Raw genomic sequence first — 23,675 nt, 5'->3', positions numbered from 1 at the left:
GGCTGTTGGGTTGACCGATTGCGAGGCGCCGATACCGCAAGGCACGGCTAAAGGAGGTCCAAATGAAGAAGTTGCTCGTGTTGTTGCTTCTGCTCTATCCACTGACCGCTCTCGCGGAAACCTACCAGTGGACCGACGAACGGGGGACGGTGAACTTTGCCGACGACCTGGGCCAAGTCCCCAAGAAGTACCGCAAGAAGGCGAGAAGGCTGGGGCAGGAGGATGCCGCTCCCAGGATCATCGAAGGGGGCACGGCGGAGCCCGCCAAGGCCAAGGGCGAAGATGCCCAGGGGTCGAAGAAGGTTTACGGCGGCAAGGACGAGGCTGTCTGGCGCAGGGAGTTCCTGCAGGCCGACTTCAACCTGAAGAATGCGGAGTCGGACCTGGCCACCCTCAAGGGGCGGCTGTCCGATACCTCGCGCATGACGCGTTCCGACTACCTCACCATCCAGAACAGTATCAAGTACGCCGAGGACCGGGTCCAGGCACAGCAAAAGAGACTGGACCAGTTGCGGGATACGGCAGACCGGCTCGGCGTCCCCCCCGAATTCAGGCAGTAGCTCCTATCCTCCGTCCGGGACCCCGAGCGTCTGCCGCGGGTCCCGAGTCGGACTCACTAATCATCACCTTGGAGAATGCAGCATGATCTTCCCCAACATCGACCCGGTCTTCCTGCGCCTGGGGCCGCTGGAATTCCGCTGGTACGGTCTCATGTACATCTGCGGCTTCGTTGCCGCCTACTTCATCATCCTGTCCGGGGTGAAGCGAAAGGGGCTCCCGCTGAACCGGGACCAGGTCGCCGATCTCATCTTCACCGTCGCGGTGGGGGTGATCCTGGGCGGGCGCCTGGGCTACATCCTGTTCTACAACTTCGCCTTCTACCTCGCCCACCCGCTCAAGCTGTTCGCGGTCTGGGAGGGTGGGATGTCCTTCCACGGTGGCCTGATCGGGGCGCTTTTGGCCAGCATCTACTATGTCCGCAAGTTCAAGCTCGGCTTCTACTCGCTGGCCGACCTGGGCTTTCTGGCGGCACCGGTCGGGCTTGGTTTCGGCCGGATCGGCAACTTCATCAACGGCGAACTCTACGGCCGGGTCACCGACCTCCCCTGGGGGATCGTGTTCCCGGGCGGCGGACCGCTGCCGCGCCACCCCTCGCAGCTGTACGAGGCGTTCCTGGAGGGGCCGCTCATGTTCCTGATCCTGTACCAGGTCTCCAAGAGGGTGCGCTGTGACGGCGCGGTGGTGTGGTCCTTCATCGCGCTCTACGGCCTGTTCCGGTTCCTGGTGGAATTCGTCCGGCAGCCCGACGAGCAGCTCGGGTTCGTCGTGGGGGGATTCTCGATGGGGCAGATGCTGAGTTTGCCGATGTTCCTGCTGGGTGTGGCGATGGTGGTTTATCGCTGCAGGCGAGGGTAATCAACCGAGTTTCTTCTTCATCTCCAGCATGTTTTCCTTGCAGTTTTTGCGGTAGGCCACCGAGTCCATCAAGGTTCGAATTAGGAAGATACCCCGACCCCGGTCCTCCAACTCTTCGAAGTTGGGGGCCGGGATGGTGTTGATGTCGAACCCCTGGCCGTCGTCGTAGACCCGGATGGTCAGGTCGTCGTGGTGCAGGGTAATCACGATGCGCACCAGCTTTTCCGGTTCCTTGGGGCCGGCATGCTTGATGGCGTTCACCATCGCCTCGGTGAGGACCAGGTTCAGATGGTAGGCCAAGACCTCCTTGTCGCCGCTGTAGCGTTCCAGCTCGCGGGCGATGTCCTCCCCGATCTTCCCGATGAGACTCAGGTACCTGGTCTTGTTGGGAACCTTTATGTCGACCTCGATCGTGTTTCCCATCTGATGCCTCGCTTTGCCGCCGCCCGACCCGCTAGGACTGAAAGTTCTCCACTGCCTCCACGGTGGAAGGGAAGATTTCGAACACCCGGTGCAGGCGGGTCAGCTCGAACATCGACTTGACCTGGGACTGCAGCGAGGAAAGTTTCAGGTTGCCCTGGTGCGAGATGGCATTCTTGAACCCGGAAACCAGCGCGCCCAACCCGGAACTGTCGATAAAACGTACATCCTTTAAATCCACCAGAACGTTCTTCTTGCCGTCCTCAAAAAGCTTCTGTACCGCGCTCTTAAGATCAGTGGAGTTGTGCGCGTCCAGCCTTTCCTCCTTGACGTATATGATTACAACGTCGTTCCTCGTCTCGGTTGCCAGGTTCATGTCCATCTCCTTGTAGTGAGGTCCGTACGGTATACCGCCAGATTTATTGTGCAATAAGTGTCGACATTTAGCAAGTGGCGCCGCCTCCGGTTCAGGCAACTTTCATGACTACCATGGATATGTCGTCCTGTAAAGGATCGGGCCAGGCGTAGGAAGAGACCTCTGAGAGCACCCTTTCGATCACCACATCGGGCTCCTGGTCCAGCATGGTCTCGATCAGCTCGCACAGCCTCGGGATGCCGAACAGTTCTCCGGCGCCGTTCTCTGCTTCGATGATGCCGTCGGTGTAGATGAAGAGGAGGTCCCCCGCCTGCAGCGTCACCTGTTGTTCTTCGAAGGCGACGCTGCGCTCCACGCCCAGGATGAGACCCTCGGCATCGAGCTCCATCTGCGTCCCGGCGCGGAACAGCAGCGGCCGGGTGTGGCCTGCGTTGGCGTACCTGAGGGTCCGGGTCGCGCTGTCGTACCTGGCGCAGAACATGGTGATGAACAGCTCGGCGACGGTCAGGTCGTCGTGGAGCAGTTCGTTCAAGAGCTTCAAGAGGTCGCTCGACGAGCGCGGTTCCTGGATCTGGGCCCGGAGCACGCTGCGAGTCTCCACCATGATCAGGGCGGCGCCAACGCTGTGGCCGGAGACGTCGGCCATTACCAGGTCGACCACCTGGTCGCCGCGCTGGAAGAAGTCGTAGTAGTCCCCGCCGACGTGGGCTGCGGGGACGCAGCGGCTGGCGATACGCACCCCGGGCAGGGTGGGGGGGTGTTCCGGAAGCAGCGACAGCTGGATCTGCTTGGCGAGCTCGAGATCGCGGGTGACCCGGGCGTTCTCCAGAAGGGCCGCCTCCTTCTGGCGCCGCTCCCGCTCCTTGGCCTCGCGTTCCTCGACGATGCGCACGGCTTGGGCCAGCTGCCCGGCCAGGCTCTCCAGGAGCTCGACGAACTGTTCGGTGAAGAGGCCGACGATGGAGCGGGAGAAGACCGAGAGGATGCCGACCGGCTGGGCCCCCTCGCTTACGATGGGGATATGGGCGAAGGACTTGATCCCCTCGCGGCGGAAGATCTCCTTGGCGATGGGCTTGGTGATGAAGGCGGTGTCGTTCAAGAACTCGGTGCGCCGCCCCAGGAACGCCTCGCCGACGTGGGTGTCGATCTCGAGGATGCGGTCCTCCGCGGTGAGCCGCTCGCCGCCGACGCCGCGGTAGCAGCGCACCTGCAGCACCGACTCGTCGTTTAGGAGGCGGATCACGGCGAGGTCAAGCTTGAACTCGCGCAGCAACAGCTCCAAAAGGTCGCCCATGATGATGTCAAGCTCCAGCGACCGGTTCATGATCTCGGAGGCGCGCAGCCTGACGAAGAGGGCCTCGCGGCTCTGGTCGCGCGAGGTGCGCACGGTGGAAAAGATGTCGTAGACCGGTTCCATGCGCGAGCCGATGTCGGAGAGGAAACTCTCGACCACAGCCCCCGCCGCGGCGCCGCCCAGGGAGCCGGCCAGCGTCTTCTCCACGAAGCGCTTCAGGTTGGGGAGCTCGAACTCTGAGACGCCCCCCTTGCTGTCGATCTCGCGGTCCCCGAGGTAGTCGGTGATGGCGGCGTTGGCCTGCTGCTCGCCGATGAACTTGCTCATCAGATTGACGAACTGCACGATGGTGACCGGCTTGGACAGGCGCTTGGTCTCCCACTGCGGCGCGGCGCTCTCAGGGGTGAAGACCCGGACAAAGCGGTTCACCTGCTCGCGCTCCTTCTCCCCCTGGCCCAGGAGGATGGACAGCGATAGGTAGCCGGCGATGTTGATGAACATGCTCCAGAACAGGGTGTGCGTGTACGGGTCGAGCCCGGTCAGCCCGAACAGTTCCTGCGGGCGCAACAGCGCAATACCGAAGGGGCCTTTGAGCAGGAAGTCGCCCTGCCAGCCGCCGGCCTTCAGCAGCGAGGGCATCAGCAACGTGTAAAACCAGACCCCGAAACCTGCCAGAAGTCCCGCAATGGCGCCCGCCTTGTTGCCGCGGGGCCAGTAGAGACCGCCGACCAGGGCCGGCGCAAACTGGATGGCCGCGGAGAAGGAGATGAGCCCCATGTTGGCCAGCATGTAACTTTCCCCGACCACGCTCTGGTACAGGTAGCCCAGGAGGATGACCAGCACGATACCGAACCGCTTGAGGTTGATGAGCAGCAGCGGGAACCAGGCGCGCGGCTTCAACTTGATCACCACCGGCAACAGCACGTGGTTCAACAGCATGGTCGATACGGCGATCGATTCCACCATGACCATCCCGGCCGAGGCGGAAAAGCCTCCCAGGAAGGCGACCAGAGCGAGCCACGGGTAGCCAAGCTGCATGGGGAGGGTGAGCACGAAGTAGTCCGCCCCGGCGTTGGTGCCGCTCAGGAGCACACCGGCCAGGGCGATGGGCATCACGAACAGGTTCATCAGGAACATATAGGCCGGGAAGCGCCAGGAGGCGGTATTGAGGTGCGCCTCGTGGGAGTTTTCCAGCACCATTATCTGGAACTGGCGCGGCAGGAGCATCACGGCCCCCATGGAGAGGGTGAGGATGCTGAACATGGAGGCATAGGAGTTGTCGCCGCGGTCGTCCAGTGTGGTGAGCCGCGCCAGCAGCTGCGGGTCCCTGGCCTGCATGCGCTGAAAGATGTCGGACATACCGTCAAAGGTGAAGTAGGTGATGCACAGCCCGACGGTGAGCATGGCGACCAGCTTCACCACGGATTCCAGCGCGACCGCAGCCACCAGGCCGTCGTGGCGCTCGGTGGAGATGAGGTGCCTCGCCCCGAACAGGACGCTGAACACTGCCAGGAAGAGCGCGGTGAAGAGCCCCGGGTGAGGGGAGGGGATGTAGAACCGCTCCATGAAGCCGACGTGGAAGTCGTGGTAGCCGGTGATGATGGTGAAGGAGGTGGAGATCGCCTTCAACTGCAGGGCGATGTAGGGCATCACCCCCATCAGGGTGATCACGGTGATGATGCCGCCCAGCCACTGCGAGGAGCCGTAGCGGGAGCTGATGAAGTCGGCGATGGAGGTGATGTTGTTTTCCTTGGAGATCCTGACCATCTTCTTGAGCAGGAACCACCAGCTGAAGGCGGTGAGGGTGGGGCCAAGGTAGACCGGGAGGAAGTCGATGCCGGTGGTTGCTGCTTTGCCCACCGAACCGTAGAAGGTCCAGGACGTGGCATAGACGGCTATGGAGAGGGCGTAGACCCAGGCGTTGGCGGTGATGCTGCGGCCGGCCTTCTGGCGCTGGTCGGCGTAGTAGGCGACCAAAAACAGAAAGGCTATGTAGAGCAGGGCGGTGCCCCAGACCCAGTTCACATCCAGCATTACGTATGTCCCTTGGTGTCGCTGTCTTTTCGTGCCGCCCGGCTGAACAGGTAGACGATGAAGATGGAGAAGACCCAGCCGGTCAGCAGGTAGAGGTAAAGGAGCGGGATGCCGAAGGGGAGAGTCGGCTTGTTGAAGATACTGATGAAGGGGTAGTTCATCATAACCAGGCCGAGCACGAAGGCGATCACCCAGGTGTCCTTCAGCTTGAGCCGGTGCAGCACCATTTGCTTCAAGGTGGTCTTCATACGGTTAACCCCATGGCGGCGAGCACCAGCTCGGCCTCGTCCCAGACCGGGAGGGTGCTGTCAATAAGCACGCTTTGCCCCGGTTCCGGGTGCTCGAATTCCGCCTGCTGCAGCTGGTAGTGCTCCCAGCGGGCATCGGAGACCTCGGTCGGATCGTGGCGGCGCCGCTCCAGTCGCTCACGGGCTACCTGTTCCGGGCAGCGGGTCTCAACGACCAACAACGGCACCCCCAAACGGGCGGCCAGCTCGGCGAAGCGCTCCCGGTCGGTGCGCCGTTGGAAGGTGGCGTCCACCACGACCCCGCGACCGGCAGCCAGCGATTGCTCGGCACCGGACAGCAGTGCGTCGTAGGTGGCGCGGTCCATGGCCTCAGTGTAGATGCCGGCGCGGTAAGCGGCGTCGCGCTCCCCTCCTGCAGCCGGCACGCCGGCCAGCGCCTTGCGTACCAGATCGGAGCGGGTCAGGTCGAGTCCCAGCTCCCGGCTGATCTCGGCGGCCAGGCTGCTCTTGCCACTGCCGCTCAGGCCACAGGTGAGGACGAGCGTCGGCGCAAGCCGGTGTCTGAGCGCGTAGCCGCGCGCCAGGCGGAAGTAACGCCGCGCCGCGACCATCACCGCGGCAGACTCATCCGGGCTGATGCCCGGCTGGCCCAGGCGCAGGCTGGTCACCTTGCCCCGCACGAAAGCCCGCTGCGCCTTGTAAAAATCGAGCAAGGGTGTCATCGCCTCGTCGCGGCTTGCCGCGCAGTAGGCGGTGAGCAGCGCGCGGGAGAGCTCCGGGCGGCCGGCGTACTCGAGATCCATGAGTAGGAAGGCGAGGTCGGCGGCGGTGTCGATGTAGCGGAAGCGCTCGTTGAACTCGATGCAGTCGAAGATGCAGACCGGGTCGGTAAGGCAGATGTTGCCGGAGTGGAGGTCCCCGTCGCAGTCCCTGATAAAGCCGTCAGCGATGCGGGCCTGGAACAGCGCCTCGCTGGAGGTCAAGAAGGCGGTCACCCATTGGCGGATTTCCGCCAGTTCACCTGCCTGCAGCGTGGTGCCAACGAAGGGGGCGCTCTGGCGGAAATTCTCTTCCCAGTTCTGGCCGACTATGGCGGGTGAGCCGCAGGCGGCGATGTGTGGGCCGCGCTCCGCTGCCGCATGGAAGGAGGCCACGGCGGCAGCGATACGGGTCATGTCGGCGTCGCAGGCGGAGCCATCCTTGAGCAACTGGTCCAGCATGCGCTCCTGGGGCAGGCGCTTCATCTTGACGGCATAGTCGATGACCTTGCCGGAACCGTGGAAAGCCGCGCCATGCGGGGCCTCGCGCAGTTCCACCACTCCCAGGTAGACCTCGGGGCACAGGCGCCGGTTCAGACGTACCTCTTCGCCGCAATAAAAGCGGCGCCGGTCGAGCGAAGTGAAGTCCAGAAAGCCGTAGTCGACGGCCTTTTTTACCTTGTATACAAAGCGGTCGGTGATGAAGATGAAGGAGACGTGGGTCTCGACCAGGCGCACCTCTGCCGTCGGCTCTGGGTAGGCTGGTGCTTCAAGTAGCGATTTTATAAGCTTTTGATCCATCGTTTTGTCGGTAACCCAATGATTTAACTTGAGAATAGTATCATACCGCATTTAGGGTGCAACAGCCTAAAATGCATCTAAATGTTGTTTGACGCTGCTACCTATTTATGCTAGCTTTCATGTAGTTAACCGCGCCACCCCGGATACAGTATCCCACCGGGGTGCCGCGTTTTTTAGATTTGGCCCGAAATCTCCCGAAGCCACAGGTAACCCATGACCAAGAAGTGTCTAGCGCTCCTTTTCCTGCCCCTGTTGATCAACGCCTGCGCCACCGAGCAAGCTTCGGTCTCGTCACCGCTTAACGAGTTGGGTGCCGTCATTGCGCCGACCCCTCCCCCGGGGGAAGCGAAGAACCTCTCCCTGTTCGCCATGGCCAGGCTGCGCGCCTCCGAAGGAGATCAGGAGGGGGCGTTGAGCCTGTTGCGCGAGGCCATCGCCGCTGATCCCGCCTCGGCCTTCCTGCACAACGCAGCTGCGCAGATTTACCTGCAGCAGAACCGCCCCGAGGATGCCCTCACCGAGTGCCAGGCTGCCATCGCCATCGATCCCGCCTCGCTGCAGGCCCAGCAGTTGTGCGGCAACATCCTGATGAGCCTGCAACGCGAGAAGGAGGCGGTCCCCCATTACAAGAAGGTGATCGAGCTGGACCCCACCAAGGAAGAGGTCTACCTGCACATCGCCATCTACTACCTGAAAAGCTTCGAATATGAGCAGGCGGTGGACACCTTAAAGGCGCTGGTGAAGGCTTCCCCGGAATCCGCACTGGGCTACTACTACCTGGCCAAGACCTACGAGCAGATGCGGCTCACCAAGGAGGCGCTCGCCTATTACAAGAAGGCGGTCGAGCTGAAGCCCGATTTCGAACAAGCCCTGATCGAGATGGGGATCTCCCAGGAGACCCAGGGGCTGATCCCGGACGCCATCGACAGCTATAAGGACCTCCTGGAGATCAATCCCAATAACGCCAACGTCATCCAGCACCTGGCGCAGCTTTTCATCCAGCAGAAGCGCCTTGACGAGGCGCTGGCCCTGCTGCAGCAGAAGGGGGGTAAGTCGCTGGAGACTTCCAGGAAGATCGGCTTGCTGCTGCTCGAACTCGAGCGCTACGACGAGGCCATCAAAACCTTCCAGGACATACTCGCCGTCGAGCCGGGCGCGCAGCAGGTCCGTTTTTACCTCGCCTCCGCGTTCGAGGAGAAGGAGGACGTGGACCAGGCGATTGCCGAGTTCAAGCAGATCTCCCGCGAATCGCCCTACTTCCTCGATGCCTTGGGGCACCTGGCTTACCTGTACAAGGAGAAGGGACAGCCGGAGAAGGGGATCGCCCTGCTCCAGCAGGAGATCGGGGAGCAACCTTCCCGCATCGAGCCCTACCTGCACCTGGCCGGCTTCTACGAGTCAATGGAGCAGTACCAGCGCGGCATAGACACGCTGAAATCCATGGACCCGAAGCTGCAGTCGGACCCGCGCGTGCTGTTCCGGCTGGGCATCCTCTACGACAAGATGGGGCAGAAGGAACTCTCGGTCAGCATGATGAAGAAGGTGCTGGAGGTGACTCCGGACGATCCACAGGCGCTCAACTACCTTGGCTACACCTACGCCGAGATGGGTGAGAACCTCGAGGAAGCGCTGACCTACCTGAAAAAAGCGGTGAGCCTGAGGCCGGACGACGGCTTCATCCTGGACAGCCTGGGGTGGACCTACTTCAAGCTCAAGCGCTACAACGAGGCCATCACGCAACTGGAGCGGGCTGCCGAGCTCTCCAGCGGCGACGCGACCGTGCTCATGCACCTGGCCGACGTCTACTGCGCCGCCCACAATTACAAAAAGGCGCTGCCGCTCTACAAGAAGTTGCAGAAGATGGAGCCGGAGCAGGGCGCCGAACTTGCCGAGAAGATCAAACACTGCCGCCAGGAAGCCGGTGAAAAATGATCCTGGCCCGCGCTGTCTGCCTCCTGCTCTTCCTCTTCCTGGCCGCCTGCGGGAAGGATGCGCCGTGGAATAAGGCGCAGGGCCATGGTGGATCGCAGTTTGTCACCGGGAGCATCGGTGAACCTTCCAACCTGATCCCGATCCTCGCCTCGGATAGTTCCTCCAGCGACATCTCCGGGCTGGTGTACAACGGGCTGGTGCGCTACGACAAGAACCTGAAGCTGAAAGGGGACCTGGCCGAGTCGTGGGAGGTTTCCCCCGACGGGCTGCAGATCACCTTCCACCTGCGGCGCGGGGTGAAATGGCACGACGGCCACGACTTCACCTCGCGCGACGTGCTCTACACCTACCGCGTCACCGTCGATCCCAAGACCCCGACCGCATATGCTGAGGATTTCAAGCAGGTGCAGAGCGCCCAGGCGCCCGACACCTACACCTTCCGGGTCACCTATGCCAAACCCTTCGCCCCGGCGCTTGCCTCGTGGGGCATGCCGATCCTGCCGGCGCACCTATTGGAGGGCAAGGACATCACTAAAAGCCCCCTCTCGCGTAACCCGGTGGGCACCGGTCCCTACATCTTCAAGGAGTGGGTCCCGGGGCAGAGGCTCGTGCTGGAAGCGAACCCGAAGTACTGGGAGGGGGCGCCGCACCTGGCACGCTACGTCTACCGGATCATCCCGGACAACTCGACCATGTACATGGAGCTGAAGGCGGGCGGGGTGGACATGATGGGGCTGTCCCCGGTGCAGTACCAGCGCCAGACCACCAGCAAGGAGTTCCTGGCGCGCTTCAACAAGTACCGCTACCCCGCGTCGGCCTACACCTACCTGGGCTACAACCTGCGCCTGCCCATGTTCCAGGACGTCCAGGTGCGCCGGGCCATCACCTGCGCCATCAACAAGGAAGAGATCATCCAGGGCGTGCTTTTGGGCATGGGCCAGATCGCCCACGGACCCTACAAGCCGGGGACCTGGGCCTACAAGGCCAAGGTGGATAACGACCCCGCCTACGACCCGGCGCGAGCCAAGGCGCTGTTGCAGGAGGCCGGCTACCGGATGGGGGCGGGGGGGATCCTCGAGAAGGACGGCAAGCCGCTCAGCTTCACCATCATGACCAACCAGGGCAACGATCAGCGCCTGAAATGCGCCCAGATCATCCAAATGCGCCTGAAAAAGGTGGGCATCGACGTGAAAATCCGGGTGATGGAGTGGGCCTCCTTTTTGACCAACTTCATCGACAAGGGTAAGTTCGAGGCGGTGCTGCTGGGGTGGACCATCTCCCAGGACCCCGACCTGTACGACGTCTGGCATTCCTCGAAGACCGGGCCCAAGGAGCTGAACTTCATCCACTACCTGAACCCGGAACTGGACCGGCTCATCGTGAAGGGGCGGGGCACCTTCGACCTGGCCAAGCGGCGCGACTGCTACTACCAGGTCCAGGAGATCCTGGCCAAGGACCAGCCCTACACCTTCCTGTACGTGCCCGACGCGCTGCCGGCGGTTACCTCCAGGATCAAGGGGATCGAGCCGGCGCCCGCGGGGATCATGCATAACTTCATCAAGTGGTATGTGGACTGAACGGCAATGGAACGTCGATGATGTGATGGCTCAGCCCTCACCCGCCCTGCGGGCATCCTCTCCCGGAGGGAGAGGGTATAACTACTGCAGCTAGTACTTTAGAGATCTATGGCCAACTACTTGATCAAAAGGATACTCATGCTGGTCCCGCTGCTTTTGGGGATCACGCTGATCACCTTCACGGTGATCCATCTCGCGCCGGGGGAACCGGTGGAGATGCAGTCGGCCATGAGTCCCAAGGCTTCGGCCGCGTCGCGGGCACGGCTGCGCGAGTTCTACGGGCTGGACAAGCCGCTGCACGTGCAGTACGGCATGTGGCTCTCCAACCTCTCGCGACTGGACTTCGGCCGTTCCTTCGCTCCGGACAACCGCCCGGTACTGGACAAGATCAAGGAGCGAATCCCCATCACCATCTCGCTCAACGTGATCGCCCTGATCCTCGAGTTCGGCCTGGCGCTCCCCATCGGCATCATGGCGGCGGTGCACCGGGACACCCTGCTGGACCGGGCCATCTCGGTGTTCGTCTTCGTCGGATTCGCGGTGCCGACCTTCTGGCTGGCGCTTTTGTGCATGTACCTCTTCGGCGTAAAGCTCTCCTGGCTCCCCATCTCCGGTATCCATTCGCTGGGAAGCGACCAGTGGTCCTTCTTCTGGCGCAGTGCGGACCTGGCGCGGCACCTGGTGCTCCCGATAGCCATCGCCACCTTCGGCAGCCTGGCCGGACTGTCCCGCTACATGCGCTCGACCATGATCGAGGTGCTGTCGCAGGACTACATCACCACGGCCCGGGCCAAGGGGGTGCGCGAGCGGGTGATCATCTATCGGCACGCCCTGAAAAACGCGCTCCTTCCCGTGATCACGCTGCTCGGCTTCTCGCTTCCGGCCCTGATCGGCGGCAGCGTCATCTTTGAGACCATTTTCTCGATCCCCGGGATGGGGCAGCTTTTCTACCAGGGGGTGATGGCGCGCGACTACCCGCTGGTGATGGGCATCCTGGTCATCGGCGCCTGCCTGACACTGATCGGCAACCTGTTGGCTGACCTCTGCTACGCCGTCGCGGATCCCCGCATCAGGCATGGGAGGGGATGATGAGAGGCCGGTTGAGGTTAAGGTTGAGAGCGGGGGGAGGGCGCCATGCGTGACCAGGTGAGCAGCCCGTACCGGGAGTTCTGGGAACGCTTCACCAGTAACCGTTTCGCGACGGCGGGTTTGGTGGTGATCGTGGTCCTGTTCGTGCTGTCCATGGCAGCGGCGCTGGTTACCCCGTACAGCCCCGACACCATCGACGCATGGCACGTGCTGCTGCCCCCGTCCGCCAGCCACTGGTTCGGGACGGATGAACTGGGGCGCGACGTCTTCACCCGCGTCGTGTACGGCGCCCGCGTCTCGCTCAAGGTCGGCTTCGTGGCCGTCGGCATCGCCGTGGTCATCGGGACTGTCATCGGGCTCTTTGCCGGCTTCTACGGCGGCTGGATCGATTCGTTGCTGATGAGGCTGGTCGACATCATGCTCTGCTTCCCGACCTTCTTCCTGATCCTCGCCGTGATCGCCATGCTGGAGCCGTCCATCTGGTACATCATGGTAATCATCGGGCTCACCGGCTGGATGGGGGTGGCGCGACTGGTGCGCGCCGAGGTGCTCTCGCTCAAGAGCCGCGATTTCATCCTGGCGGCCCGGGTGCTGGGGGCGTCGGACCTGCGCATCATCTTCCGACACATTTTGCCCAACGCACTGTCGCCGGTGCTGGTTTCGGCGACGCTGGGTGTCGCGGGCGCCATCCTGACCGAGTCGGCGCTCTCGTTCCTGGGGATCGGGGTGCAACCGCCGACGCCGAGCTGGGGCAACATCCTCACCTCCGGCAAGGACTACATCGAGTTCGCCTGGTGGCTGTCGCTGTTCCCGGGCGTGGCCATCCTGGTCACGGTGCTCTCCTACAACCTGGTAGGGGAGGGGATCCGGGACGCGCTGGACCCGAGGCGGCAAGGATAAACGGTAGTCAACGCAGACACACTGAACTGAACGTTTATAAGAGGATTTCATGGCTGAACTTTGCGATGAGGCATTCGACGTATTGAAGGTGGATAAAAGGGATTACGTTCCGACAACCCTCGAGGACGAGGTGCGTGTCGACAAGCTGGTCAGCGACCTGCTGCACCGCTTCTACGAAGAGATACAACTGACCGGGATGCCGCCGGAACAGGCGACGGCCCTCGCTGGAGCGGCGGACTACTTCACCCGGGATTTCGTGGTCTCCATCAAGGGACGCAGCATCTTCGACGAGCGTCCAGGCATCGTGCGCCAGTTCGCCGGTAACTGGTACATCGTCAATACCATGGAGCCGCTTGCGTCGGAGATTGACGGCTACCTGGCGGGGATCCGCGAGTTCTACCGGTTCCTCTACGGCCACCAGCTCATCTCGCTCAAGTTCCTCCAGGCTATCGAGGCGGAGTGCTCGGAACTGGATTACTACGCGGGGCGCATCGAGTCGTTCTGGGATATCGTGGGGGACGGGTACAACACCTGGGAGAAGGAGTGCACGCTTAAGGACTAGTAGTCGGCATCCCGGTGAAACTGGTGGGAACTATGGAAACTGCTTGTCCTGCGCCCAACTCTCCGTACTTCTGCACGTAGTACTTCACTACTGCCACTGCACTTTTGCACTCCGCTACTTTGACTCCAGGAGCACGCACCTTTGAAAGACCTTGTCGCCATCGTCCGCAACCAACACCTCTTTGCTCCGGGGGAGACCGTGGTGGTCGCGGTCTCCGGGGGCGCCGATTCGGTGGCTCTCCTCGACATACTGACCCGGCTCGAGGACGAACGACTGAACCTCGTGGTCGCCCACCTGAACCACTGCCTGCGCGGCACCGAATCCGACGACGACGAGAAGTTCGTCTCGGATCTCGCCACCCGCCGCCACCTCCCTTTCGTCGCCATCCGGGTCGACGTCGCCTCTTTCGCAGCCGCGGAAGGACTCTCCCTGGAGGACGCCGGGCGACAGGCACGCTACGCCTTTTTCCACGAGGTGGCCAGACGGCGCGGTGCTACCAGCATCGCGGTGGCCCACCACCTCGACGACCAGGCGGAAACCGTCCTGATCCGTCTGCTGCGCGGTTCCGGCGGCACCGGCCTGAGCGCCATGGCCGCCAGCGGCGACAGCTTGGTCAAACGACCGCTGCTGCAGGTGAGCCGTGCGGATCTTGAGGATTACTTGAATGGACGCGGCCTAACATGGCGCACCGACTCGACTAACTCCGACACCACCATCCTGCGCAACAGCATCCGCCACGAACTCATTCCCACCCTCCGGAAGTACAATCCCAGGATCAGCGAACGGCTCGCCGCCACCGCGGAGATCCTCGCCGCGGACGAGGAACTGCTGGAACACCTGACCTCATCCGCCTTCGACCGGCTTGCGGCGCTGGAAGAGGAGACCGTAACGTTCGGTGTCGGCGCCCTGCTCAAGGAGCACCGGGGACTGCGCCTGCGGCTTTACCGCCACGGCCTGCACGAACTGCAGGGCGACCTCATGCGCATCGCTCTCGCTCACCTGGAGGCGATCGACCGCCTCGCCTGTTCCAATCGCCCCAATGCGAGCCTGAAGCTTCCCGGTGCGCTCCGCGTGGAGCGCTGCTACGACCTGCTCAGCTTTACCGTCGTCGCGCCGCAAGCCGCACAATGCTGGGAACAGGTGGTGCCCGGGGAGGGGGATTACACCCTGGGAAACGGAATGACGCTCACGGTGCAGCGGGTAGCACCACCGAAAGATCTCGCTACCGGCTCCAAAACGGTCGCGTACCTTTCCGCCGAGGCGGCACCCTTCCCGTGGCTGGTACGCCCCTTCGCCCACGGCGACCGTTTCACGCCGCTTGGTATGACCGGATCTCAGAAGGTGAAGGAGCTGTTCATCAACGAAAAACTGCCACTTCATGAGCGCAGCCTGGTGCCGCTCGTTTTCAGCGAGGGTGACATCGTCTGGGTGGCAGGTGTGAGAATAGGGGAGAAGGGACGGGTAACTTCCGCGACTGGCGCGGTTTTACGGGTGGAAATTCTTGATATTACACCTTAAAGCTCTTGTCAACCTGCACCCTTTATGGTAATCCTTTTTACTCATTTGAACGCTTTTTTCTTCATTCTCATAAGGAAGCCTGTTAGGGCGGCCGTTCAACCAAGCAGCACGTTTTCTGTGTCATGACAAAATCATTGCAGATTGAGTGTTTGCAGCTTACCGATTGATCGGGAGGAAACTTGAATCAATTCTATAAGAACTTGGCGCTCTGGCTTGTTATCAGCTTGATGATGATCCTGTTGTTCAACCTGTTCAACAAGCCCAAGCCGACCCAGGAAAAACTGGACTACAGCGACTTCATCGAAGCGGTGGAAACCGGCAAGGTGAAGAACGTTAACCGCCCGGTGGCCTCGGTGGTCATCCAGGGCGACGAGATCATCGGCAAGTTTGCCGACGGCAAGGAATTCAGAACCTACAAACCGGCCGACGCCAACCTGACCGACAAGCTGATCGAGAAGAAGATCGCCATCTCGGCCCGTCCCCAGGAAGAGCACTTCTCCTGGTTCTCGCTGCTGGTCTCCTGGTTCCCGATCATCTTCCTGGTCGCCGTCTGGATCTTCTTCATGCGCCAGATGCAGGGGGGCGGCGGCAAAGCGATGGCGTTCGGCAAGAGCCGCGCGAAACTGCTGACCGAGGCACAGGGGCGCATTACCTTCGAGGACGTGGCCGGCATCGAGGAGGCCAAGGACGAACTGGAGGAGATCATCTCCTTCCTGAAGGATCCCAAGAAGTTCACCAAGCTGGGCGGCCGCATCCCGAAAGGGGTCCTGCTCATGGGCCCTCCGGGCACCGGTAAGACTCTCCTGGCCCGCGCCATCGCCGGCGAGGCCGGGGTTCCCTTCTTCTCCATTTCCGGTTCCGACTTCGTCGAGATGTTCGTTGGCGTGGGCGCCTCCCGTGTCCGCGATCTGTTCGTGCAGGGCAAGAAGAGCGCACCGTGCATCATCTTCATCGACGAGATCGACGCCGTCGGCCGCCACCGTGGCGCCGGCCTGGGTGGCGGTCACGACGAGCGGGAGCAGACCCTGAACCAGCTTCTGGTCGAAATGGACGGCTTCGAGTCCAACGAGGGGGTCATCCTGATCGCCGCAACCAACCGCCCGGACGTCCTCGACCCGGCGCTGCTCCGCCCGGGCCGCTTCGACCGCCAGGTCGTGGTGCCGCGCCCGGACGTCAAGGGCCGCGAGATGATCCTCAAGGTGCACACCAAGAAGACCCCGCTCGCCCCGGACGTCGACCTCGGCGTCGTGGCCCGCGGCACACCGGGCTTCTCCGGTGCGGACCTCTCCAACGTGGTCAACGAGGCAGCGCTCCTCGCCGCCCGCAAGGAAAAGAGCATGGTCGAGATGATCGACTTCGACGACGCCAAGGACAAGGTCCTCATGGGTGTCGAGCGCCGCTCCATGGTCATCTCCGACGAGGAGAAGAAGAACACCGCGTACCACGAGGCCGGTCACACCCTGATCGCCAAACTGATCCCGGGCGCCGACCCGGTGCACAAGGTCTCCATCATCCCGCGCGGTCGCGCTCTCGGCGTCACCATGCAGCTCCCCATCGAGGACAAGCACAGCTACTCCCGCGAGTCGCTGCTGGACCGCATCGCCGTGCTCCTGGGTGGCCGCGTCGCCGAGGAGATCATCTTCAACTCGATGACCACCGGTGCAGGCAACGATATCGAACGCGCCACCGACATCGCGCGCAAGATGGTCTGCGAGTGGGGCATGAGCGAGAAACTGGGACCGGTTTCCTTTGGCAAGAAGGACGAGCAGATCTTCCTCGGGCGCGACATGGCGCACCAGAAGAACTACTCCGAGGCGACCGCCATTGAAATCGACCACGAAATCAGGCTCATCGTCGAGCAGAACTACGCCCGTGTGCAGGAACTGTTGAAGGGGAACCTCGACTCCCTGCACCGCATCTCCCACGCGCTCATCGAGAAGGAAAACCTGACCGGCGAGGAGGTCGATCGCATTATCGAGGGCAAAGAGATCTCTTCAGAACCTGTCGCAGTCGATTGATGATCAAGGCACAGACGTGGGACCTTTCCCGCCGCTCCCTGTCCCTGGAGCGTCCGCAGATCATGGGCATTTTGAACGTGACTCCGGACTCTTTCTCGGACGGGGGGCGCTTCTTCTCGGTCGAGGCCGCAGTGGAGCGGGCCCGTGAGATGGAGCAGGAAGGTGCTGACATCATTGATATCGGAGGCGAAAGCACCCGGCCCAACGCTCCCGCTGTCACCCTGCAGGAGGAACTGGACCGGGTGCTTCCCGTTATAGAGGCGCTCAAGGGGCAGATCTCTGCTCCTATCTCCATCGATACCTACAAGGCCGGGGTGGCGCGCGCCGCCTGCGCCGCCGGTGCGGAGATCGTCAACGACGTCACCGGGCTGATGTTCGACCCGGAGATGGCTGCCGTGGTGGCCGAGGCAGATGCCGGCCTTGTGGTGATGCATACGCGTGGCATGCCCGACACGATGCAGAAGGACACCGGCTACGACGACCTGATCGCCGACGTCAAGGAGTACCTGGTCGCCTCCATTGCGCTGGCGAGGAAGGCGGGGCTCCCCGAAGAGCGCATAGCGATCGACCCCGGCATCGGCTTCGGCAAGAGCGTGCAGGGGAACCTGGAACTGATCAAGCGGCTGGAGGACTTCATGCCGCTGGGACGACCCATACTGGTAGGACCTTCCCGGAAGTCCTTCATCGGCGCCATCACTGGCCGGGACGGGGGAGATAGAATATTCGGCACCGCCGCCGCGGTCGCACTGTCGATCGTGCACGGGGCCACCATAGTGCGGGTGCACGACGTGGCAGCCATGAGGGACGTCGCCTTGATGACGCGGGCGCTCATGTAGGCCGCGGAACCACAACCGGAAGCCCAGCTTCCCGACCGGTGCGGATGAACTCTTTCCTGCAAAACATAGGCATTCTGCGGGACCTCCTGGACCTGTCGCTCGCGATACTGATCGTCTCCAGGCTGGCGCGACTGCTCAAGGGCGTGCTCGCGCTGCGCATCCTCGCCATCCTGTCGGGCCTGGTGGGCCTGCACCTCCTGGCGCGCTTCTTCTCCTTGCAGACCGTCCGGATCATCGTCGACCTCATCCTCGCGTCGTCCGTGGTCGGGCTCGCGGTCATCTTCCAGACCGACATTCGCAGGGCGTTCGCGACGCTGGCCAGGAGCCGCACCGAGAAGGACGTCGAGATGTCCGACGTGATCGACGAGCTGGTGTTTGCCGTGGCGGGGCTGGCCCAGAAGAAAATCGGCGCCCTGATCGTCATCGAGCGGGCCATCTCGGTGGACAGCTACCTCGCGGTCGGGACCGACATCGACGCCAAGGTGACCAGCGAACTGATCTCGTCGATCTTTCTGCCGTACTCGCCCATCCACGACGGCGCGGTCATCATCCAGCACGGCAAGCTGACCAAGGCAGGGTGCTTCCTGCCGCTCACGCAGAACCTCGAGGTGAGCAAGAGCCTGGGAACCCGGCACCGCGCGGCCATCGGACTCACCGAACTGGTCGATGCCGTGGTCGTGGTCGTTTCCGAGGAAACCGGCACCGCCTCGGTAATCGTGGGGGGCAAAAAGGCCGATGTCATCGACATGCCTTCCCTGGGCAAGACCCTGAGAAGGCTGGTGGAGCCGAGGTGGCTTAAATGACGACGCACGTCAAGGGACACGAATGGCTCAAGGGGGTGAAGCTCCTTTCGGTACTACTGGCCGTGCTGATCTGGCTCAGCGTGATCCTGGAACGGCCGGGGGAGATGCTGCTCGTGTTGCCGGTTCACCTGCACCGGATGCCGGCAGGGCTCAAGCTGGACGGTGCGGCGCCAGCCGAGGTCGAGGTGGTGGTGTCGGGGCCGCGCATCGTGCTGTTCCTGCTTCCTCTCCGCCAGACTCGCTGCGACATAGATCTCGCCGGTGCCCAACCAGGGCAGCAGCAGATATCGATGAGGGACGCCGAGTTCAATCTTGACCCGGAGATCAAGGTCATGCACGTGGCGCCGGCCACGGCGAGCTTCGTGCTGGCCGATAAATAGTCTAAATACATCAATCAGAGGTGAACCAGATGAAGAAGCTTTTCGGTACCGACGGTGTCCGCGGTGTGGCCAACGTCTACCCGATGACGGCGGAGATGGCCATGCAGATCGGCCGCGCTGCCGCCTACATATTCAAAAACGGCAAAAAGCGCCATCGCATCGTGATCGGCAAGGATACCCGTCTCTCCGGCTACATGCTGGAAAGCGCTCTCATGGCCGGCATCTGCTCCATGGGCGTGGACGTGCTCCTGGTCGGCCCGCTGCCGACCCCGGGCATCGCCAACATCACCTCCTCGATGCGCGCCGATGCCGGCGTGGTCATCTCGGCTTCGCATAACCCCTTTGAGGATAACGGCATCAAGTTCTTTTCGCGTGACGGCTTTAAGCTGCCTGACGAGACCGAGCTGATGATTGAGGAACTGATCTTCTCCAAGCGCATCGACTCGCTGCGCCCGACCGCGAAGGAAGTGGGCAAGGCCTACCGCATCGACGACGCCCAGGGGCGCTTCGTCGTCTTCTTGAAGAGCACCTTCCCGAAGGATCTTGACCTCTCGGGGTTGAAGATCGTGCTCGACTGCGCCAACGGCGCCGCCTACAAGGTGGCCCCGGCTGTGTTCGAGGAACTGGGTGCCGAGGTGATCACCATCGGCGTCAAGCCCAACGGCACCAACATCAACGCCGATTGCGGGTCGCTGCACCCGGATGTGATGAGCGAGGCGGTGAAGCAGCATGGCGCCGACCTGGGCATTGCCCTCGACGGTGACGCTGACCGTGTCATCTTCGTCGACGAGTACGGCAACGTGGTCGATGGGGACAAGATCATGGCCATCTGCGCCACCGACATGCTGAAAGCAGGGACCCTGAAGCATAACACCCTGGTCGCCACCGTGATGAGCAACATGGGCCTGGATATCGCCATGAAGCGGGCCGGCGGCGAAGTGATCAAGACCGCCGTGGGCGATCGCTACGTTGTCGAGGAGATGCTCAAGGGGGGCTACAACCTGGGCGGCGAGCAGTCCGGCCACATGATCTTCCTCGACCACAACACCACCGGCGATGGCATCCTTTCCGCGCTGCAGGTGTTGGCCATCATGCAGCGGCGCCAGAAGCGTCTCTCCGAACTGGCCCTGGTGATGCACTCCCTGCCGCAGGTGCTGGTGAACGTGCGCCTGCCGCAGAAGACCGACGTGATGCAGGTTCCGGAAATCGCCAAGGTGATCAACGACGTCGAAGAAAAACTCAAAGGGGAGGGGAGGGTGCTGATCCGCTGGTCCGGCACCGAACCGCTCCTGCGCATCATGCTGGAAGGCAACGACGAGACGACCATCCGCAATTGGGCCGACGAGATCGCGCAGACCGCATCCGCCGCCCTGGGAGGTGAGAACAATGGCTAGACTGGGAGTCAACATCGACCATGTGGCGACCCTGCGCAACGCGCGCGGTGGGGCCGAGCCGGATCCGGTGGCGGCTGCCGCCATCGCCGAGCTGGCTGGCGCCGACCAGATCACCATCCACCTGCGCGAGGACAGAAGGCATATCAAGGACCGCGACCTGAAGATCCTACGCGAGACCGTGAAGACCAGGCTTAACCTCGAGATGGCCGCGACCGACGAGATGGTCGCCATCGCGCTCAAGATCAAACCGGAGTGCTGCACCCTGGTCCCCGAGAAGAGGGCTGAGCTCACCACCGAAGGGGGGCTCGACGTCAGGATCCACCAGGAGGCGCTCAAGGTCGCCATCGAGAAGCTGCAGGCAGGCGGCATCATCGTCAGCCTGTTCATCGATCCGGACCCGGACCAGATCAAGGCGGCCAACAAGATCGGCACCGACTACATCGAGATCCATACCGGTTCCTTTGCCGACGCCCCCACCTGGAGGGAAGAGAACCTGGAGCTGATCAAGATCGAGAACGCCGTGAAACTGGCCCGGAAACTCGAAATCGGAGTCAACGCAGGGCACGGCCTGAACTACACCAACGTGAAGAAAGTGGCGGCCATCGGCGGCATCGAGGAGTTCAACATCGGCCACTCCATCATGTCGCGCGCCATCCTGGTCGGCCTGGACCGCGCCGTGCGAGACATGTCGGAGTTGGTGCGGTACGCATAGAAGAAGCGGGGACGACCTGGTTCGGAGCCGGTCGCTCAAACAGCAAAAGGGGTCAGACGTTAAGAGCCAACCCCCAACACATCACACGAAAAGGGGACAGGCACCTTGCGGAGTCAGTCCCCTCAACCTCAAAGGAGATAGCAATGGCAAGAGCTGCAGCAAGTCATATATTGGTGGCAACCGAGGCGGAATGCGTCGCACTGAAGAACCAGATCGAGGCAGGTGCTGATTTCAGCGAGGTGGCGCGCGCCAATTCCCTTTGCCCTTCCAGCAACCAGGGCGGGCGCCTGGGCGAGTTCGGCCCGGGGCAGATGGTCCGTGAGTTCGACGAAGTCGTCTTCAGCGGTGAAGTGGGCAAGGTGCTCGGTCCCGTGAAGACCCAGTTCGGCTACCACTTGATCCTGATCACGAGCCGCACTGCGTAAAGATTTCCCCCTCCCTGGCCCTCCCCCTCCGGGGGCGGGTTCCCTACTGCGGCGGGGCATCCTGTTGGTCAACTTCGAGGTTACTCAATGGCAGATAACAACGAGAAGCAATCCGTGTTCAGCCTCATCTTCAGCGCACCGTTCCTGCTCGGCCTGGTCGGGGTGGGGTGCATGATCTACGGCGTCGCTGAGGGGTTCAAGGTGATGCAGTTCTTCTTCGGGGTCTGCATCGTGCTGGGCACGGTCGGGTTGCACTTCATCCGCAAGAAGGACTGGGACGCCCACTGGAAAGAGATGGAGCAGGTCCGCGATGCCCACGAAAAGCGGTTGGCTGAAGATGCGGAAAAGAAGAAATAGTAGTCTGGATGCAAAGTAGAAATAGCAAAGGCGGGGGAGAAATCCCCCGCCTTTTTTGTTGATCTTTGCGTACCTTGTGCAAGTTCGGTGCAACAGCGCCCTCACCGGCCCTTCGGGCACCCTCTCCCGGAGGGAGAGGGGTATGGGACAGATAACCGTCCACTTCCCTCTCCCTCTAGGAGAGGGGCGGGGTGAGGGCAAATGAGTATCTATACCAACTAGTGCGCCGCGCCCGGGGGGAGGTGCTTCTGAGGCTTCTTGAGCAGCAACAGGAGCGGGATGATCACAAGGAAGGCGATGCCGACGATGAAGAAGATCCGGTTGTAGGAGAGCATGTAGGCCTGCCTGATAACCTTGCCGTAGATGATGGTGAAAGCGCCCTGTTCGGCGGCAACTGGCCCCAGTCCCCGGTTGAGCATGGCCCCCTTGAGCATGGCGACCTGGGACTGCGCCATCGGGTTGTAGGGGTTGATGTGGGTGACCAGGTTGGTTTGGTAGAACTGCGAGTAGCGCGCCAGCAGGGTGGCCGAGATGGCGATGCCGACACTACCGCCGATGTTCCTCAACAGGCTGAAGATCCCGGTGGCGTTGCCCATCTCCTCCTTGGAAATGGTGGCGAGTGTCACCGTGGTGAGCGGCACGAAGATCATGGCGAGCCCGATGCCGAGCACCACGCGCGGCCAGACGAAATCGCGGTAGGCGGCCTCCAGGGTGAAGCCCTGCATGATGTGCATCGAGTAGGCGGCGATGAGAAGCCCGACGAAGACCACTTTCCTGCCGTCGTAGCGCTGGATGACGGCGCCGACGAAGGGCATGCAGATCAGAGTGGCGAGGCCACCGGGGGCGAGCACCATGCCGGCCATGGTGGCGTTGTACCCCATGAGGGTTTGCAGGAAGAGCGGGATCAGCATGATGGAGCTATACAGGCAGAAGCCGACGGCGAACATGACCAGGTTGCCAGCCGAGAAGGAGACGTTCTTGAACAGGCGCAGGTTGACGATCGGGTGCGGGTGGGTGAGTTCCACGTAGACCAGCGCCGACAGCGAGACGGCGGTGAGGACCGAGCAGGCGACGATGAAGCCGGAATTGAACCAGTCATCCTGCTGCCCCTTGTCGAGCACGATCTGCAGCGCGCCCAGCCCCACGGTCAGCAGCGCCAGGCCCCAGTAGTCGATGCTGGCCTTGGCCCGTTTCAGGTAGCTCGGGTCGTAGATGAAGAAGGTGGCCATGGCCACGGCAATGATGCCGATCGGGATGTTGATGTAGAAGATCCAGCGCCAGCTCATGTTGTCGGTGATCCACCCCCCGAGCGCCGGGCCGATGATGGGGCCGAACATGGCGCCGACGCCGAAGATCGCCATCGCCATGCCCTGTTGGTAGGGTGGGAAGGTCTCCATCATGATGGCTTGGCTCATCGGGATCAGTGCGCCGCCTGCCGCCCCCTGCAGCACCCTGAAGAAGATGAGCAGGCCCAGGGACGGGGCGGCACCGCACATGAGGGACGCGAGGGTGAAGAGGGTGATGCAGGTGATCAGGAAGCGCTTGCGGCCGAACATGCGCGCCAGCCACCCGGTCATGGGGAGCACCACGGCGTTACTCACCAGGTAGGAGGTGAGCACCCAGGTGATCTCGTCGGTGCCGGCGTTGAGGCTCCCCTGCATGTGCGGGAGCGCCACGTTGGCGACGGAGGTGTCGACGATCTCCATGATGGCGGGGAGCATCACCGTGACGGTGATCAGCCACTTGTTGACGTTTTTTTCTTCAGCGCTCTTTTTCATCAAACCGCCAGTTAAGTTGCCATTGTCGCCGCACATCCCTCGCCCTA

At 62.3% G+C, this 23,675-nt stretch carries 22 protein-coding genes; 16 read left to right on the top strand and 6 right to left on the bottom strand.

The window, feature by feature from the left end; translation table 11 throughout:
* Positions 1-62: 62 nt before the first annotated feature.
* Entirely contained in the window at positions 63-560 is a 498-nt protein-coding gene (locus tag K7R21_RS07630; protein ID WP_224982675.1) for a DUF4124 domain-containing protein, read from the top strand.
* Between the two features lie 82 nt (positions 561-642).
* A complete protein-coding gene (gene lgt / locus K7R21_RS07625) occupies positions 643-1,416 on the top strand; it encodes a prolipoprotein diacylglyceryl transferase (protein ID WP_224982674.1) in 774 nt (257 codons plus the stop codon).
* Here lgt and K7R21_RS07620 read toward each other — a convergent pair whose 3' ends face one another.
* The 5 genes from K7R21_RS07620 to K7R21_RS07600 all read right to left on the bottom strand — a co-directional run bounded on the left by K7R21_RS07620 (position 1,417) and on the right by K7R21_RS07600 (position 7,347).
* Positions 1,417-1,839: an ATP-binding protein gene (locus K7R21_RS07620; protein ID WP_224982673.1), complete on the bottom strand. Its 423-nt coding sequence runs from the start codon at positions 1,837-1,839 to the stop codon at positions 1,417-1,419.
* A 31-nt stretch (positions 1,840-1,870) separates the two neighbouring features.
* A complete protein-coding gene (locus tag K7R21_RS07615; RefSeq protein ID WP_224982672.1) occupies positions 1,871-2,212 on the bottom strand; it encodes an STAS domain-containing protein in 342 nt (113 codons plus the stop codon).
* Positions 2,213-2,303: 91 nt separating this feature from the next.
* Positions 2,304-5,540 carry a SpoIIE family protein phosphatase gene (locus tag K7R21_RS07610; protein ID WP_224982671.1) on the bottom strand — a complete coding sequence of 1,079 codons (3,237 nt, stop codon included), beginning with the start codon at positions 5,538-5,540 and terminating at the stop codon, positions 2,304-2,306.
* Positions 5,540-5,788, bottom strand: coding sequence for a hypothetical protein (locus K7R21_RS07605; protein ID WP_224982670.1), 249 nt, complete (start codon positions 5,786-5,788; stop codon positions 5,540-5,542). Before K7R21_RS07605 ends, K7R21_RS07610 begins: the two co-directional genes overlap by 1 nt.
* Positions 5,785-7,347, bottom strand: a complete 1,563-nt coding sequence (locus tag K7R21_RS07600) for a bifunctional aminoglycoside phosphotransferase/ATP-binding protein (RefSeq protein WP_224982669.1) — start codon at positions 7,345-7,347, stop codon at positions 5,785-5,787. Before K7R21_RS07600 ends, K7R21_RS07605 begins: the two co-directional genes overlap by 4 nt.
* A gap of 213 nt (positions 7,348-7,560) precedes the next feature.
* Between K7R21_RS07600 and K7R21_RS07595 the strand changes: the two genes are divergently transcribed.
* From K7R21_RS07595 to K7R21_RS07530, 14 genes are all read left to right on the top strand, one after another.
* The gene (locus K7R21_RS07595) at positions 7,561-9,279 is read left to right on the top strand and encodes a tetratricopeptide repeat protein (protein WP_224982668.1); all 1,719 of its coding nucleotides are present in this window, start codon (positions 7,561-7,563) and stop codon (positions 9,277-9,279) included.
* A complete protein-coding gene (locus K7R21_RS07590; RefSeq protein ID WP_224982667.1) occupies positions 9,276-10,856 on the top strand; it encodes a peptide-binding protein in 1,581 nt (526 codons plus the stop codon). Before K7R21_RS07595 ends, K7R21_RS07590 begins: the two co-directional genes overlap by 4 nt.
* A gap of 108 nt (positions 10,857-10,964) precedes the next feature.
* A complete protein-coding gene (locus tag K7R21_RS07585) occupies positions 10,965-11,945 on the top strand; it encodes an ABC transporter permease (protein ID WP_224982666.1) in 981 nt (326 codons plus the stop codon).
* A gap of 45 nt (positions 11,946-11,990) precedes the next feature.
* On the top strand, positions 11,991-12,845 hold the full coding sequence (gene opp4C / locus K7R21_RS07580) for an oligopeptide ABC transporter permease (RefSeq protein WP_224982665.1): 855 nt from the start codon (positions 11,991-11,993) through the stop codon (positions 12,843-12,845).
* Between the two features lie 49 nt (positions 12,846-12,894).
* Positions 12,895-13,407 carry a hypothetical protein gene (locus K7R21_RS07575; RefSeq protein ID WP_224982664.1) on the top strand — a complete coding sequence of 171 codons (513 nt, stop codon included), beginning with the start codon at positions 12,895-12,897 and terminating at the stop codon, positions 13,405-13,407.
* A gap of 141 nt (positions 13,408-13,548) precedes the next feature.
* The gene (gene tilS / locus K7R21_RS07570) at positions 13,549-14,925 is read left to right on the top strand and encodes a tRNA lysidine(34) synthetase TilS (RefSeq protein ID WP_224982663.1); all 1,377 of its coding nucleotides are present in this window, start codon (positions 13,549-13,551) and stop codon (positions 14,923-14,925) included.
* A gap of 179 nt (positions 14,926-15,104) precedes the next feature.
* Positions 15,105-16,943, top strand: coding sequence for an ATP-dependent zinc metalloprotease FtsH (ftsH, locus tag K7R21_RS07565; RefSeq protein ID WP_224982662.1), 1,839 nt, complete (start codon positions 15,105-15,107; stop codon positions 16,941-16,943).
* The gene (gene folP, locus K7R21_RS07560; protein WP_224982661.1) at positions 16,943-17,779 is read left to right on the top strand and encodes a dihydropteroate synthase; all 837 of its coding nucleotides are present in this window, start codon (positions 16,943-16,945) and stop codon (positions 17,777-17,779) included. The genes ftsH and folP overlap by 1 nt, the downstream gene beginning before the upstream one ends.
* A gap of 44 nt (positions 17,780-17,823) precedes the next feature.
* Entirely contained in the window at positions 17,824-18,582 is a 759-nt protein-coding gene (cdaA, locus tag K7R21_RS07555) for a diadenylate cyclase CdaA (protein WP_224982660.1), read from the top strand.
* Entirely contained in the window at positions 18,579-18,962 is a 384-nt protein-coding gene (locus K7R21_RS07550) for a YbbR-like domain-containing protein (protein WP_224982659.1), read from the top strand. Before cdaA ends, K7R21_RS07550 begins: the two co-directional genes overlap by 4 nt.
* A 29-nt stretch (positions 18,963-18,991) precedes the next feature.
* A complete protein-coding gene (gene glmM / locus K7R21_RS07545; protein ID WP_224982658.1) occupies positions 18,992-20,356 on the top strand; it encodes a phosphoglucosamine mutase in 1,365 nt (454 codons plus the stop codon).
* On the top strand, positions 20,349-21,068 hold the full coding sequence (locus K7R21_RS07540) for a pyridoxine 5'-phosphate synthase (protein ID WP_224982657.1): 720 nt from the start codon (positions 20,349-20,351) through the stop codon (positions 21,066-21,068). The genes glmM and K7R21_RS07540 overlap by 8 nt, the downstream gene beginning before the upstream one ends.
* A gap of 143 nt (positions 21,069-21,211) precedes the next feature.
* Positions 21,212-21,493, top strand: a complete 282-nt coding sequence (locus tag K7R21_RS07535; protein ID WP_224982656.1) for a peptidylprolyl isomerase — start codon at positions 21,212-21,214, stop codon at positions 21,491-21,493.
* Positions 21,494-21,580: 87 nt separating this feature from the next.
* Positions 21,581-21,850, top strand: a complete 270-nt coding sequence (locus K7R21_RS07530; RefSeq protein WP_224982655.1) for a hypothetical protein — start codon at positions 21,581-21,583, stop codon at positions 21,848-21,850.
* 218 nt (positions 21,851-22,068) lie between these two features.
* Here K7R21_RS07530 and K7R21_RS07525 read toward each other — a convergent pair whose 3' ends face one another.
* Positions 22,069-23,628 (bottom strand): DHA2 family efflux MFS transporter permease subunit, encoded by a 1,560-nt coding sequence (locus tag K7R21_RS07525; RefSeq protein ID WP_224982654.1) that lies wholly within the window; start codon positions 23,626-23,628, stop codon positions 22,069-22,071.
* Positions 23,629-23,675: the final 47 nt, after the last annotated feature.

It is taken from the genome of Geomonas agri (assembly GCF_020179605.1).
Classification (GTDB): Bacteria; Desulfobacterota; Desulfuromonadia; order Geobacterales; family Geobacteraceae; genus Geomonas; species Geomonas agri.
Note: the sequence above shows the minus strand (reverse complement) of the source record. Positions and strands in the feature narration are given on the sequence as shown.